Source organism: Pseudomonas sp. B16120, assembly GCF_044218845.1.
Lineage (GTDB): Bacteria > Pseudomonadota > Gammaproteobacteria > Pseudomonadales > Pseudomonadaceae > Aquipseudomonas > Aquipseudomonas paracarnis.
In genome coordinates this window covers 235,552-251,487 of sequence record NZ_CP162588.1, presented here as the reverse complement: position 1 = coordinate 251,487, position 15,936 = coordinate 235,552, and the positions used below count along the sequence as shown (strand labels likewise).

General features: G+C 58.5%; 1 protein-coding gene. It reads left to right on the top strand.

Annotated features, from left to right (window positions below):
* Positions 1-65: 65 nt before the first annotated feature.
* Positions 66-15,863, top strand: coding sequence for a LapA family giant adhesin (locus AB4P90_RS01575; RefSeq protein WP_395605591.1), 15,798 nt, complete (start codon positions 66-68; stop codon positions 15,861-15,863).
* The last annotated feature ends 73 nt before the right edge of the window (positions 15,864-15,936 follow it).

The following is a 15,936-nucleotide window of genomic DNA, read 5'->3' as shown; positions in this document are numbered from 1 at the left end:
TTGGCAGCGCTAATAGCGCGCTGCGAAATGGATTTGTCGAAACGGATCGCCGGAGAAAATTTTTAATGAGCAGTGTTGTTGCCACCGTCAAAAGCATTGTTGGTCAAGTTTTCGTAATTTCTCCGGAAGGTGCCCGTCGCGTCCTTGTAGAAGGTGATCGTCTGTTTGCCGGCGACCAGATCGACACCGGTCTGTCGGGCGCCGTGAGCCTGGAACTGGCCGACGGTCGCATCCTGGACCTGGGCCGGGACACCCAGTGGAGCGCCGATATGCCGGACTCCACCGCCGACCTGGCAGCGGCCAGCGAGCAAGCCGCGCCCTCGGTGGCCGAGCTGCAACAAGCCATCGCCGCCGGCGCCGACCCGACCACCGAGCTGGAAGCCACTGCCGCCGGCGCAAACGCTGCCGGTAATGGTGCTGCCGGGGGCGGCCACAGCTTCGTGGTGCTGGACGCGACCGCCGGCCGTGTAGACCCGACCATCGGCTTCCCCACCGCACCCATCGGCCAAGGCACTTCGGCACTCAACGCCCTGAGCGGAGCACCAGGCTCGGCAGACTCGGGTAACCAAGTGCTGCAGCCTTCGACCCTGACCCTGAGCGCGACGCCGACCATCACCGAAGCGGGCGGCGTGCTGACCTACACCGCTACCGTGACCCGGCCATCCACCAGTGACCTGACCGTCACCTTGACCAATGGCGCGGTGATTACCATCCCGTCGGGCCAGTTGACCGGCACCGTCAATGTGCCCTTGGCCCCCAATGACAGCCCGTACATCGACCCGGGCCAGATCAGCGTCGGCGTTACCGGTACCACCGGCGGCGGCAACCTGGTATTGACCATCGACCCTAACCCGGCCGTGACGCAGATCACCGACACCATCGACACCACCACGGTCACCCTGACCGCTGGTTCGACCGTGACCGAAGGCGGCCAGATCACCTACACCGCCACCCTGACCAATCCAGCGCAGACCCCGGTGAACGTCACCTTGAGCAATGGCTCGGTGATCACCATCAAGGCTGGTGAGTCGACAGGCACTGTTGTCGTTGATACGCCGGCTAACGATGTCTACAACAACGGTTCGACGATCAGCACCACGATCACGGGCGCAACGGGCGGTAACTTCGAGAATCTGGTACCGAATACCACGCCTGCGGTCACCACCATTACCGATTCGATCGACACCACCACGGTCACTCTGACCGCAGGTTCGACCGTGACCGAAGGCGGCCAGATCACCTACACCGCCACCTTGACCAACCCGGCGCAGACCCCGGTGAACGTCACCTTGAGCAATGGCTCGGTGATCACCATCAAGGCTGGTGAGTCGACGGGTAGCGTTGTGGTTGATACGCCAGCTAACGATGTCTACAACAACGGTTCGACGATCAGCACCACGATCACGGGCGCAACGGGCGGTAACTTCGAGAATCTGGTACCGAATACCACGCCTGCGGTCACCACCATTACCGATTCGATCGACACCACCACGGTCACTCTGACCGCAGGTTCGACCGTGACCGAAGGCGGCCAGATCACCTACACCGCCACCTTGACCAACCCGGCGCAGACCCCGGTGAACGTCACCTTGAGCAATGGCTCGGTGATCACCATCAAGGCTGGTGAGTCGACGGGTAGCGTTGTGGTTGATACGCCAGCTAACGACGTCTACAACAATGGCTCGACCGTCAGCACCACGATCACGGGCGCAACGGGCGGTAACTTCGAGAATCTGGTACCGAATACCACGCCTGCGGTCACGACCATTACCGATTCGATCGATGCCACCACGGTCACCCTGACCGCAGGTTCGACCGTGACTGAAGGCGGCCAGATCACCTATACCGCCACGCTGACCAACCCGGCGCAAACGCCGGTGAACGTCACTTTGAGCAATGGCTCGGTGATCACCATCAAGGCCGGCGAATCGACAGGCAGCGTTGTCGTTGATACGCCGGCTAATGACGTCTACGTCAACGGCAGCACCGTCAGTACGACGATTACGAGTACGACTGGCGGCAATTTCGAGAGCCTGGTGCCGAGCACCACGCCAGCGATTACCACCATTACCGATTCGATCGACACCACCACTGTGACGCTGACAGCGCCAACCGAGGCGAACGAAGGTGGGCAGGTTACGTATACCGCCACGCTTTCCAACAAAGCTGGCACAGATGTCACGCTGAAGTTGGATAACGGTTCGTCGATCACCATCAAGGCTGGCGAGACCGTTGGCACCGTAACTGTCCCTGCGCCTAGCGATGATGTGTTCATCGACAAAAGCACGCAGACCGTCCAGATCACTGAGACCTCTGGCGGCAACTTCGAGAAATTGGAAGTTGCAGGCAATGGCGCAACCACCACGATCAACGACACCCTCGACAAAGTTGATGTGGTGCTGACGGCAACTCCTACCGTTGGTGAAGGCGGCAATATCGTCTACACCGCTAGCCTTGTGGATAAGAACGGCGCGCCGGTGACTAACATCACCAACCCGTTGACCGTCACTTTGGATAACGGTCAGACCATTACCATCGGTGTTAACCAATCCAGCGGCACCGTTACTACCGTGGCGCCAGACGATATTTATAAAGGCGATCAGACCGTCACTGCTGCTATCAAGGGTGTGACCGGCGGCGAGCATTTCGAGAACTTGGTTCCTGGTACTACCCCGGTTAATACCACCGTTACGGATACACCAGGCACCGATAACACCACTACGGTGACACTGACCGCTCCGACCGAAGCGAGCGAAGGTGGTCAGATCACCTACACCGCGACCTTGAGCAATAAGGCCGGTACCGACGTCACCTTGAAGCTGGATAACGGCTCTTCGATCACCATCAAGGCTGGAGAAACTGTTGGCACCGTAACCGTGCCTGCGCCTACCGATGACGTGTTCATCGACAAGAGCACCCAGACCGTCCAGATCACCGAAACCATCGGCGGCAACTTCGAAAAACTCGAAGTTGCAGGTAATGGTGCAACCACGACGATCAACGACACCATCGACAAGGTCGATGTAGTCCTGACCGCGACCACCACCGTTGGCGAAGGCGGCAACATCGTCTACACCGCCAGCCTTGTGGATAAGAACGGCGCACCGGTGACCAACATCACCAACCCGTTGACCGTCACCTTGGATAACGGCCAGACCATCACTATTGGCGTAAACCAGTCGAGCGGTTCTATCACCACCATCGCGCCAGACGATGTCTACAAAGGCGACCAGACCGTCACTACCGCCATCAAAGGCGTGACCGGCGGCGAGCACTTTGAAAATCTGGTGCCGGGTACTACGGCGGTGAACACCACCGTTACGGATACCCCAGGCACCGATAACACCACCACGGTTACGCTGACTGCGCCAAGTGCCGTTAACGAAGGCGGCCAGATCACCTACACCGCGACCTTGAGCAACAAGGCCGGTACTGACGTCACCTTGAAGCTGGATAACGGCTCTTCGATCACCATCAAAGCTGGCGAGACCGTCGGTACTGTGACCCTGCCCGCCCCTACTGATGACGTGTTCATCGACAAGAGCACGCAGACCGTTCAGATCACCGAGACCACTGGTGGTAACTTCGAAAAACTGGAAGTGGCAGGCAACGGCGCCACCACCACGATCAACGACACCATCGACAAGGTCGATGTGGTCCTGACCGCCACTACCACCGTCGGCGAAGGCGGCAACATCGTTTACACCGCCAGCCTTGTGGATAAGAACGGCGCAGCGGTGACTAACATCACCAATCCGTTGACCGTCACCTTGGATAATGGCCAGACCATCACCATCGGTGTAAACCAGACTAGCGGTAGCGTTTCGGTTCTTGCTCCTGATGATGTGTACAAAGGCGACCAGACCGTCACTACCGCCATCAAAGGCGTGACCGGCGGCGAGCACTTTGAAAATCTGGTTCCAGGTACTACCCCGGTTAATACCACCGTTACGGATACACCAGGCACTGACAACACCACTACGGTGACGCTGACCGCTCCGGCCGAGGCAAACGAAGGTGGGCAGATCACGTACACCGCCACGCTTTCCAACAAAGCGGGCACTGATGTAACGCTGAAGCTGGATAACGGCTCGTCGATCACCATCAAAGCCGGCGAAACCGTCGGCACCGTAACTGTGCCTGCACCTACCGATGATGTGTTCATCGATAAGAGCACCCAGACCGTCCAGATCACCGAAACCGCTGGCGGCAACTTCGAAAAACTGGAAGTTGCAGGCAGCGGCGCAACCACCACCATCAACGACACCATCGACAAAGTCGATGTGGTTCTGACCGCCACCAACACCGTTGGCGAAGGCGGCAACATCGTTTACACCGCCAGCCTTGTGGATAAGAACGGCGCGCCGGTGACCAACATCACCAATCCGTTGACCGTGACTTTGGACAACGGCAAGACCATCACCATCGGTGTGAATCAGTCGAGTGGCTCTATCACCACCATCGCGCCGGATGATGTTTACAAGGGCGATCAAACTGTCACTACCGCCATCAAAGGAGTGACCGGCGGCGAGCATTTCGAGAACCTGGTGCCTGGTACTACCGCGGTGAACACCACCGTTACGGACACACCGGGTACCGATAACACCACCACCGTTACGCTGACAGCGCCAAGTGCCGTTAACGAAGGTGGCCAGATCACCTACACCGCGACCTTGAGCAACAAGGCCGGTACTGACGTCACCTTGAAGCTGGATAACGGCTCGTCGATCACTATCAAAGCTGGCGAGACCGTCGGTACTGTGACCGTGCCCGCCCCTACTGATGACGTGTTCATCGACAAGAGCACGCAGACCGTTCAGATCACCGAGACCACTGGTGGCAACTTCGAAAAACTGGAAGTCGCTGGTAATGGCGCAACCACCACGATCAACGACACTATCGACAAGGTCGATGTAGTCCTGACCGCGACCACCACCGTTGGCGAAGGCGGCAACATCGTCTACACCGCCAGCCTTGTGGATAAAAACGGCGCGCCGGTGACTAACATCACCAATCCGCTGATCGTGACTTTGGATAACGGCCAGACCATCACCATTGGCGTAAACCAGGCTAGCGGTAGCGTTTCGGTTCTGGCTCCTGATGATGTGTATAAGGGCGACCAGACCGTCACTACTGCTATCAAAGGCGTAACCGGCGGCGAACACTTTGAAAATCTGGTCCCAGGTACCGATAACGTCACCACAACTGTGACTGATACACCGGGTACCGATAACACCACTACCGTGACGCTGACGGCTCCAACCGAGGCGAGCGAAGGTGGTCAGATTACGTACACCGCGACCTTGAGCAACAAGGCCGGTACTGACGTCACCTTGAAGCTGGATAACGGCTCGTCGATCACGATCAAGGCTGGCGACACTGTTGGCACCGTAACCGTGCCTGCCCCTACCGATGACGTGTTTATCGATAAGAGCACTCAGACCGTCAAGATCACCGAAACCACTGGCGGCAATTTCGAAAAACTCGAAGTTGCGGGCAACGGTGCGACCACCACGATCAACGACACGATCGACAAAGTTGATGTGGTCCTGACCGCCACTACCACCGTTGGCGAAGGCGGCAATATCGTTTACACCGCCAGCCTTGTGGATAAGAACGGCGTACCAGTGACTAACATCACCAATCCGCTGACCGTCACCCTCGATAACGGCAAGACCATCACCATCGGCGTAAACCAATCGAGCGGTTCCATTACCACCGTAGCGCCAGACGATGTGTACAAAGGCGACCAGACCGTCACTACCGCCATCAAAGGCGTGACCGGCGGCGAGCATTTTGAAAATCTGGTTCCAGGTACTACCCCGGTTAACACGACCGTTACCGATACACCCGGTACCGACAACACCACTACCGTGACCTTGACCGCTCCGGCCGAAGCGAATGAGGGTGGACAGATTACGTACACCGCCACGCTTTCCAATAAAGCGGGCACTGACGTCACGCTGAAGTTGGACAACGGCTCGTCGATTACCATCAAGGCTGGCGACACGGTTGGCACTGTGACCGTGCCCGCTCCTAGCGATGACGTGTTCATCGATAAGAGCACTCAGACCGTCAAGATCACCGACGCTTCCGGCGGCAACTTCGAAAAACTCGAAGTAGCAGGCAACGGCGCAACCACCACGATCAACGACACCATCGACAAGGTCGATGTGGTCCTGACGGCCACCACCACCGTTGGTGAAGGCGGCAACATCGTCTACACCGCTAGCCTTGTGGATAAAAACGGTGCGCCGGTGACTAACATCACCAACCCGTTGACCGTCACCTTGGATAACGGCCAGACCATCACCATTGGCGTAAACCAGACTAGCGGTAGCGTTTCGGTTCTTGCTCCTGATGACGTGTACAAGGGCGACCAAACTGTCACCACCGCCATCAAAGGCGTAACCGGCGGCGAGCATTTCGAGAACCTGGTGCCGGGCACTACCGCGGTGAACACCATCGTTACGGACACACCGGGCACCGATAACACCACTACCGTAACGCTGACAGCTCCGACGGAAGCGAATGAGGGTGGCCAGATCACCTACACCGCGACCTTGAGCAACAAGGCCGGCACCGACGTCACGCTGAAGCTGGATAACGGCTCGTCGATCACCATCAAAGCCGGCGAAACCGTCGGCACCGTAACTGTGCCGGCACCTACCGATGACGTGTTCATCGATAAGAGCACCCAGACCGTCCAGATCACCGACGCTTCCGGCGGCAACTTCGAAAAACTGGAAGTTGCAGGCAATGGCGCAACGACCACGATCAACGACACCATCGACAAAGTCGATGTGGTCCTGACCGCCACTACCACCGTTGGCGAAGGCGGCAACATCGTCTACACCGCCAGCCTTGTGGATAAAAACGGTGCGCCGGTGACCAACATCACCAACCCGTTGACCGTCACCCTGGATAACGGCCAGACCATCACCATCGGCGTAAACCAGACTAGCGGTAGCGTTTCGGTTCTGGCTCCTGATGATGTCTATAAAGGCGATCAAACCGTCACCACCGCTATCAAGGGTGTGACCGGCGGCGAGCATTTCGAGAATCTGGTCCCTGGCACTACCGCGGTGAACACCACCGTTACTGATACACCAGGCACCGATAACACCACTACCGTAACGCTGACAGCTCCGACGGAAGCGAATGAGGGTGGCCAGATCACCTACACCGCGACCTTGAGCAACAAGGCCGGCACCGACGTCACGCTGAAGCTGGATAACGGCTCGTCGATCACCATCAAAGCCGGCGAAACCGTCGGCACCGTAACTGTGCCGGCACCTACCGATGACGTGTTCATCGATAAGAGCACCCAGACCGTCCAGATCACCGAAACCGCTGGCGGCAACTTCGAAAAACTGGAAGTTGCAGGCAATGGCGCAACGACCACGATCAACGACACCATCGACAAAGTCGATGTGGTCCTGACCGCCACTACCACCGTTGGCGAAGGCGGCAACATCGTCTACACCGCCAGCCTTGTGGATAAAAACGGTGCGCCGGTGACCAACATCACCAACCCGTTGACCGTCACCCTGGATAACGGCCAGACCATCACCATCGGCGTAAACCAGACTAGCGGTAGCGTTTCGGTTCTGGCTCCTGATGATGTCTATAAAGGCGATCAAACCGTCACCACCGCTATCAAGGGTGTGACCGGCGGCGAGCATTTCGAGAACCTGGTGCCTGGCACTACGGCAGTGAACACCACTGTCACCGATACCCCCGGTACCGACAACACCACCACCGTGACGCTGACGGCTCCGGCCGAAGCAGACGAGGGTGGGCAGATTACGTACACCGCCACGCTGTCCAACAAAGCTGGCACTGACGTCACGCTGAAGTTGGACAACGGCTCGTCGATTACCATCAAGGCTGGCGAAACTGTTGGCACCGTAACCGTGCCGGCACCTACCGATGACGTGTTCATCGATAAGAGCACCCAGACCGTCCAGATCACCGAAACCGCTGGCGGCAACTTCGAAAAACTGGAAGTTGCAGGCAATGGCGCAACGACCACGATCAACGACACCATCGACAAAGTCGATGTGGTCCTGACCGCCACTACCACCGTTGGCGAAGGCGGCAACATCGTCTACACCGCCAGCCTTGTGGATAAAAACGGTGCGCCGGTGACCAACATCACCAACCCGTTGACCGTCACCCTGGATAACGGCCAGACCATCACCATCGGCGTAAACCAGACTAGCGGTAGCGTTTCGGTTCTGGCTCCTGATGATGTCTATAAAGGCGATCAAACCGTCACCACCGCTATCAAGGGTGTGACCGGCGGCGAGCATTTCGAGAATCTGGTCCCTGGCACTACCGCGGTGAACACCACCGTTACTGATACACCAGGCACCGATAACACCACTACCGTAACGCTGACAGCTCCGACCGAAACGAATGAGGGTGGCCAGATCACCTATACCGCGACCTTGAGCAATAAGGCCGGTACTGACGTCACGCTGAAGTTGGATAACGGCTCTTCGATCACCATCAAGGCTGGCGACACGGTTGGCACTGTGACCGTGCCTGCGCCTACCGATGACGTGTTCATCGATAAGAGTACTCAGACCGTCAAGATCACCGACGCTTCCGGCGGCAACTTCGAAAAACTGGAAGTTGCAGGCAGCGGCGCAACTACCACGATCAACGACACCATCGACAAGGTGGATGTAGTTCTAACTGCTACCACTACCGTCGACGAAGGCGGCAATATCGTCTACACCGCCAGCCTTGTGGACAAAAACGGCGCGCCGGTGACTAACATCACCAACCCGCTGACCGTGACTTTGGATAACGGCAAGACCATCACCATCGGTGTGAATCAGTCGAGCGGCTCCATCACCACCATCGCGCCAGACGATGTGTACAAGGGCGACCAGACCGTCACCACCGCCATCAAAGGCGTGACCGGCGGCGAGCATTTCGAGAACCTGGTGCCTGGCACTACGGCAGTGAACACCACTGTCACCGATACCCCTGGTACCGACAACACCACCACCGTGACGCTGACGGCTCCGGCCGAAGCAGACGAGGGTGGGCAGATTACGTACACCGCCACGCTGTCCAACAAAGCTGGCACTGACGTCACGCTGAAGTTGGACAACGGCTCGTCGATTACCATCAAGGCTGGCGAAACTGTTGGCACCGTAACCGTGCCCGCGCCTACCGATGACGTGTTCATCGACAAGAGCACCCAGACCGTCAAGATCACTGAGACTACTGGCGGCAACTTCGAAAAACTGGAAGTTGCAGGCAATGGCGCAACGACCACGATCAACGACACCATCGACAAAGTCGATGTGGTCCTGACCGCCACTACCACCGTTGGCGAAGGCGGCAACATCGTCTACACCGCCAGCCTTGTGGATAAAAACGGCGCACCGGTGACTAACATCACCAACCCGCTGACCGTAACCTTGGACAATGGCGAGACCATCACCATTGGTGTGAATCAGTCGAGCGGTAGCGTTTCGGTTCTTGCTCCTGATGACGTGTACAAGGGCGACCAAACTGTCACCACCGCCATCAAAGGCGTAACCGGCGGCGAGCATTTCGAGAACCTGGTGCCGGGCACTACCGCGGTGAACACCATCGTTACGGACACACCGGGTACCGACAACACCACTACTGTGACGCTGACCGCTCCGGCCGAGGCAAACGAAGGTGGGCAGATCACGTACACCGCCACGCTTTCCAACAAAGCGGGCACTGACGTAACGCTGAAACTCGACAACGGTTCTTCGATCACCATCAAGGCTGGCGACACTGTTGGCACTGTGACCGTGCCCGCCCCGACCGATGACGTGTTTATCGATAAGAGCAGCCAGACCGTTCAGATCACCGAGACCACTGGCGGTAACTTCGAAAAACTGGAAGTTGCAGGCAACGGCGCCACCACCACGATCAACGACACCATCGACAAAGTCGATGTGGTCCTGACCGCCACTACCACCGTCGGCGAAGGCGGCAATATCGTCTACACCGCCAGCCTTGTGGATAAGAACGGCGCACCGGTGACCAACATCACCAATCCGCTGACCGTCACCCTCGATAACGGCAAGACCATCACCATCGGTGTGAATCAGTCGAGTGGTTCTATCACCACTATCGCGCCAGACGATGTGTACAAAGGCGACCAAACTGTCACCACCGCCATCAAAGGCGTAACCGGCGGCGAGCATTTCGAGAACCTGGTGCCGGGCACTACCGCGGTGAACACCATCGTTACGGACACACCGGGCACCGATAACACCACTACCGTAACGCTGACAGCTCCGACGGAAGCGAATGAGGGTGGCCAGATCACCTACACCGCGACCTTGAGCAACAAGGCCGGCACCGACGTCACGCTGAAGCTGGATAACGGCTCGTCGATCACCATCAAAGCCGGCGAAACCGTCGGCACCGTAACTGTGCCGGCACCTACCGATGACGTGTTCATCGATAAGAGCACCCAGACCGTCCAGATCACCGACGCTTCCGGCGGCAACTTCGAAAAACTGGAAGTTGCAGGCAATGGCGCAACGACCACGATCAACGACACCATCGACAAAGTCGATGTGGTCCTGACCGCCACTACCACCGTTGGCGAAGGCGGCAACATCGTCTACACCGCCAGCCTTGTGGATAAAAACGGTGCGCCGGTGACCAACATCACCAACCCGTTGACCGTCACCCTGGATAACGGCCAGACCATCACCATCGGCGTAAACCAGACTAGCGGTAGCGTTTCGGTTCTGGCTCCTGATGATGTCTATAAAGGCGATCAAACCGTCACCACCGCTATCAAGGGTGTGACCGGCGGCGAGCATTTCGAGAATCTGGTCCCTGGCACTACCGCGGTGAACACCACCGTTACTGATACACCAGGCACCGATAACACCACTACCGTAACGCTGACAGCTCCGACGGAAGCGAATGAGGGTGGCCAGATCACCTACACCGCGACCTTGAGCAACAAGGCCGGCACCGACGTCACGCTGAAGCTGGATAACGGCTCGTCGATCACCATCAAAGCCGGCGAAACCGTCGGCACCGTAACTGTGCCGGCACCTACCGATGACGTGTTTATCGATAAGAGCACCCAGACCGTCAAGATCACCGAAACCACTGGCGGCAATTTCGAAAAACTCGAAGTTGCAGGCAATGGCGCCACCACCACGATCAACGACACCATCGACAAAGTCGATGTGGTTCTGACCGCCACCACCACCGTCGGCGAAGGCGGCAACATCGTCTACACCGCCAGCCTTGTGGATAAAAACGGCGCAGCGGTGACAAACATCACCAATCCGCTGACCGTCACCTTGGACAATGGCAAGACCATCACCATCGGTGTGAATCAGTCGAGCGGTTCCATCACCACCGTAGCGCCAAACGACGTCTACAAAGGCGACCAAACCGTCACCACCGCCATCAAAGGCGTGACTGGCGGCGAGCACTTCGAGAACCTGGTGCCGGGCACGACGGCGGTGAACACCACCGTCACCGACACACCGGGCACCACCGACCTGACCACCGTCACCCTGACCGCCCCAACCGCGGTCAACGAAGGCGGCCAGATCACCTACACCGCCACCTTGAGCAACAAGGCCGGCAGTGACATGGTGGTGCAGCTCGACAACGGTTCGAGCATCACCATCAAGCAAGGTGAGACCGTGGGCACGGTGACCGTCCCGGCGCCTACCGATGACGTGTTCATCGACAAGAGCACCCAGACCGTCAAGATCACCGGCACCACCGGCGGCAATTTCGAGGGTGTGACCATCACACCTGCGGGCGCCACCACCACCATCAACGACACCATCGATGATGTGACCGTGGTGCTCAAGGCCACTGGCTCGGTCAGCGAGGGCGGGCAGATCGTCTACACCGCGTCCCTGGTCGACAAAAACGGCGCGGCCGTGAACAACGTGGGCTCCGACCTGGTGGTAAGGCTGGATAACGGCTCGACCATCACCATTGGCAGCGGCAAGTCCACCAGCTTCACGACGGCTACCGCACCGAACGATGCCTATGTCGGCGCCAATGATGTCAGCGCCAAGATCACCGGCGTGGTCAGCGGTGGCGACAAGTACGAGCATCTGATTGTTGATGGCAGCCCTGCGGTCACCAAGGTCACGGATGTAGTGACTGATACCAAAATCAGCATTACGGGCGACGGTTCGGTCACTGAAGGTGGCACCGCCCACTACACCCTGACCTTGACCAACCCGCCGCAAACCGACGTAACCGTAACGCTCAAATACAGCGGCACCGCCACTGACGGTTCGGACTTCACTGGCGTGTATACCGTGAAGATCCCGGCAGGCTCCAGCAGCGTGCCGTTTGATATCCGCACGCTCGACGACAAGATCACCGAGCCTACGGAACAGATCGTTATCACCATCGACAAGGTCACCGGGGGCAACTTCGAGAACCTGGTGATCGACAAAGGCACCGTCACCACCAATATCCTCGACAACGATGCGCCGCCGGTGCTCGACCTGGATGCCAACAACTCCAGCGGCGCCACGGGTGCCGATTACAAGACGACATTCACCGAGGGTACCGCCGGGCCGGGCGTGTCGATCGCCGACACGGACATCAAGATCACTGACCCAGACAGCACACTGCTGACGGGCGCGACGGTCACGCTGACCAACGCGCAGGCTGGTGATGCCCTGAACCTGGGCAATAGCGTGAATGGCATCAGCGTCAGCACCAACAACCAGACGGGCACTATTACCCTGACGTTGTCCGGCAGTGCGACGCTGGCTGACTACATGCAGCGTATCCAGAACATCACGTTCACCAACAACAGCCACGACCCGAGCACCACGCCCCGCACCATCACCGTGACGGTGACCGATGGCGGCAACTACTCCAACGTGGCCACCACCACCGTCAACGTGGTAGCGGTCAACGATGCACCAGTGGCCACTGGCGGTGCCGTGACCGGTACGGAAGACACCGCGCTGGCCCTGACCTGGGCCAACTTCGGCGTGAGCGATGTGGACTCGCCACAAGCCAGCCTCGGGGTGAAAATCACCGAGCTGCCGGTAGCCGGCAAGCTGCAATACCTGGCGGCGGACGGCACCACCTGGACCAACGTGAGCAGCGGCCAGACCTTTACCAAGGCTCAGATCGATGGCGGCCAACTGCGCTTTACGCCGAATGCCAACGAGTCCGGCGCCGACGGTTACGGCGGCACTGGCGTGGGTAACAAGCAGGCGGATTACGCGCAGTTCAAGTTCCAGCCAACCGATGGCAAGGACCTGGGCACCAGCGCTACGGTGAAAGTCGATATCACCCCAGTGGCCGACGCACCGACCCTGAGCGTGGCCGACAACAGCGTTGCCTCGACCGGCCTGGTCAAACAGGGCTGGAACAACATCGCCGGCCTTGGAAACAACGGCAATGGCGCTGCGCCAGACGTACTGAAAAAAGCCATCGACAACGCGGGCACCCCCAACAACACCTCCGTGGTGACCAACGTCGAGTCCGTCGACAACGTCACCGCCGGTTCTGGTTCCAAGATCTCCGGCCTGATCTACATGGAAGCGGGCAAGAGCTACACCTTCAGCGGTATCGCCGATGACAGCGTGGTGGTCAACGTTGGCGGTAAAGATGTTGCCAGCGGTTTGTGGGGCACCAACAGCGGCAAGTTCAGCGGCTCGTTCACGCCAACCACCACCGGTTACTACAGCCTTGAGATCTACCAGGCCAACCAGGCGGGCCCAGGCAGCTTCGACGTTAACCTGTCGATCAACGGCGGGGCGGTGCAGAACCTGAGCACCAGCACCGTGCCGTTGTACACCGGCCTTACCGACCTGACCAACGCCGGCGTCACCGTATCCGACCTGCATGGCAGCAACGGTGACGGCTACTACGTGGGCTACAAGCTCAACGAAGGCCAGGAAAACGGCACGGTCAAACTGTCCAAGGTCACCACCGCGCTGACCGATACCGACGGCTCCGAAACCCTGAGCGTGAAGATCAGCGGCATTCCGGCAGGCTCGGTGCTCACTGACGCGTCGGGGCACACCTTTACTGCGGGTAAAACCGTGGGCGAAGTGAATGTCACAGGCTGGGACCTGAACACGCTGAGCATCAAGCCGCCGACCTACTACAGCGGCCAGTTCAACCTGACAGTCACCTCGACTTCCACCGAGAGCATCGGCGGTTCAGCGACCACCACCGCGCAATTGCCAGTCACGGTGCATCCGGCGACCTACAATTCGGTCACCGGCACCTCGGGCAGCGACACCATCAATGGCAGCGATGGCAACGACATCGTCGTGGCCGACATCGCCGGCCTGAACGTGGTGCAGGGCAAGAACTACAACATCGCGTTCATGATCGATACATCGGGCAGTATGGGTGCGGGCTCGATAGCAGCGGCAAAAACCTCGCTGACTACCACGTTCAACTCGCTGAAAAACAGTATCGGCGCCAGCACCTCCGGCACTGTGAATATCTTCCTGGCGGATTTCAGCGACCAGGTCAATCGCACGGTGACAGTCAACCTGAAAGACCCAGGTGCATTGGACTCGCTGCAGAAAGTCCTGGACTCCATGGTGTCTACCGGCGGGACCAACTACGAAGACGTGTTCAAGGCCGCGTCCAACTTCTTCAAAAGTGCCCAGGCGACTGGCAACACTGGCGCTATTAATACAACGTACTTCATCACCGATGGTCAGCCGACGTTTTACCAAGCGTCCGAGCAGACCAACCCGTACTTGTACGGCAACGTCAGGCTCGATGATGTCGTCACCATGAACAACTACACCATAGGTACCGCCACCCGGATCAACATCGATTCGAATAACTACCTTGATATCAACTCTGCCGGCAAGGTGACCCTCTGGTCTTACGGCTGGGGATACAACAAGGGAATCATCCACGCCCAAGGGGATGGCACCTATGAAATATCGGTGCAAGGCGGCCTCGGATACGATACCGACTACTCCACCACCCTCAACTCCAACAGCGCGTTCGCACTGCTTAAAGGTCTGTCCACAGGTGGCGTAGAAGCCATCGGCCTCAATAGTGGGGTCAGCTTGAATCAGCTGGCACCGTACGACAGCGATGGCAAGCCACAGGCCAACATCGATCCGAAGGACCTCGCCAACGCTATCCTCGGCCACACCGAGGCGACGTTGCCGGGCGCGGACACCGTCAGCGGTGGCGACGGCAACGACATCCTGTTCGGCGACCTGGTGAGTTTCAGCGGGATCAATGGCGAGGGTTACAACGCACTGCAGGCCTTTGTCGCGCAGAAAACCGGCGTGGCTGTCTCTGCGGTGACCGCCTCTAACGTTCACCAGTACGTCACCGAACACTATGTGGACTTCGACGTCTCCGGCGCCAAGGATGCCAACGACACGCTGTTGGGCGGCGCTGGCGACGACATCTTGTTCGGCCAAGGCGGCAACGACACACTCGATGGCGGCAAAGGCAATGACATCCTGCTGGGTGGCACCGGCAACGACACGCTGATCGGCGGCCAGGGCAACGACATCCTGATCGGTGGCTCGGGTGCCGACACCTTTGTGTGGAAGTCTGGCGACATCGGCAACGATGTGATCAAGGACTTCAAGGCCTCGGAAGGCGACCGCATTGATCTGCGTGATTTGTTGAAAGGTGAAACCGACAGTACCATCGACAACTACCTCAAGATCACCACGGTAGACGGCGTGTCGACCCTGCAAGTGAGCAGTGAAGGCAAGCTCAACGCCGCCGGTGGCCTGGCCAATGCCGATGTGACGATCAAGCTGGAAGGCAACGACTGGTCCCACACCAGCATCAACTCGCTGATCAGTGGTGCCGACCCGACCATCAAGATCGACCACACTTAAGACACGATTAATCGGCCGCCCTTTCAGGCGGCCGTTTTTTTGGCCTGCGGGTCGCTGGCCCTGGCGGACGGTG

Excerpts from the sequence above, each read along its gene's own strand:
- AB4P90_RS01575 (WP_395605591.1), top strand. The coding sequence starts at position 66 with ATGAGCAGTGTTGTTGCCACCGTCAAAAGCATTGTTGGTCAAGTTTTC.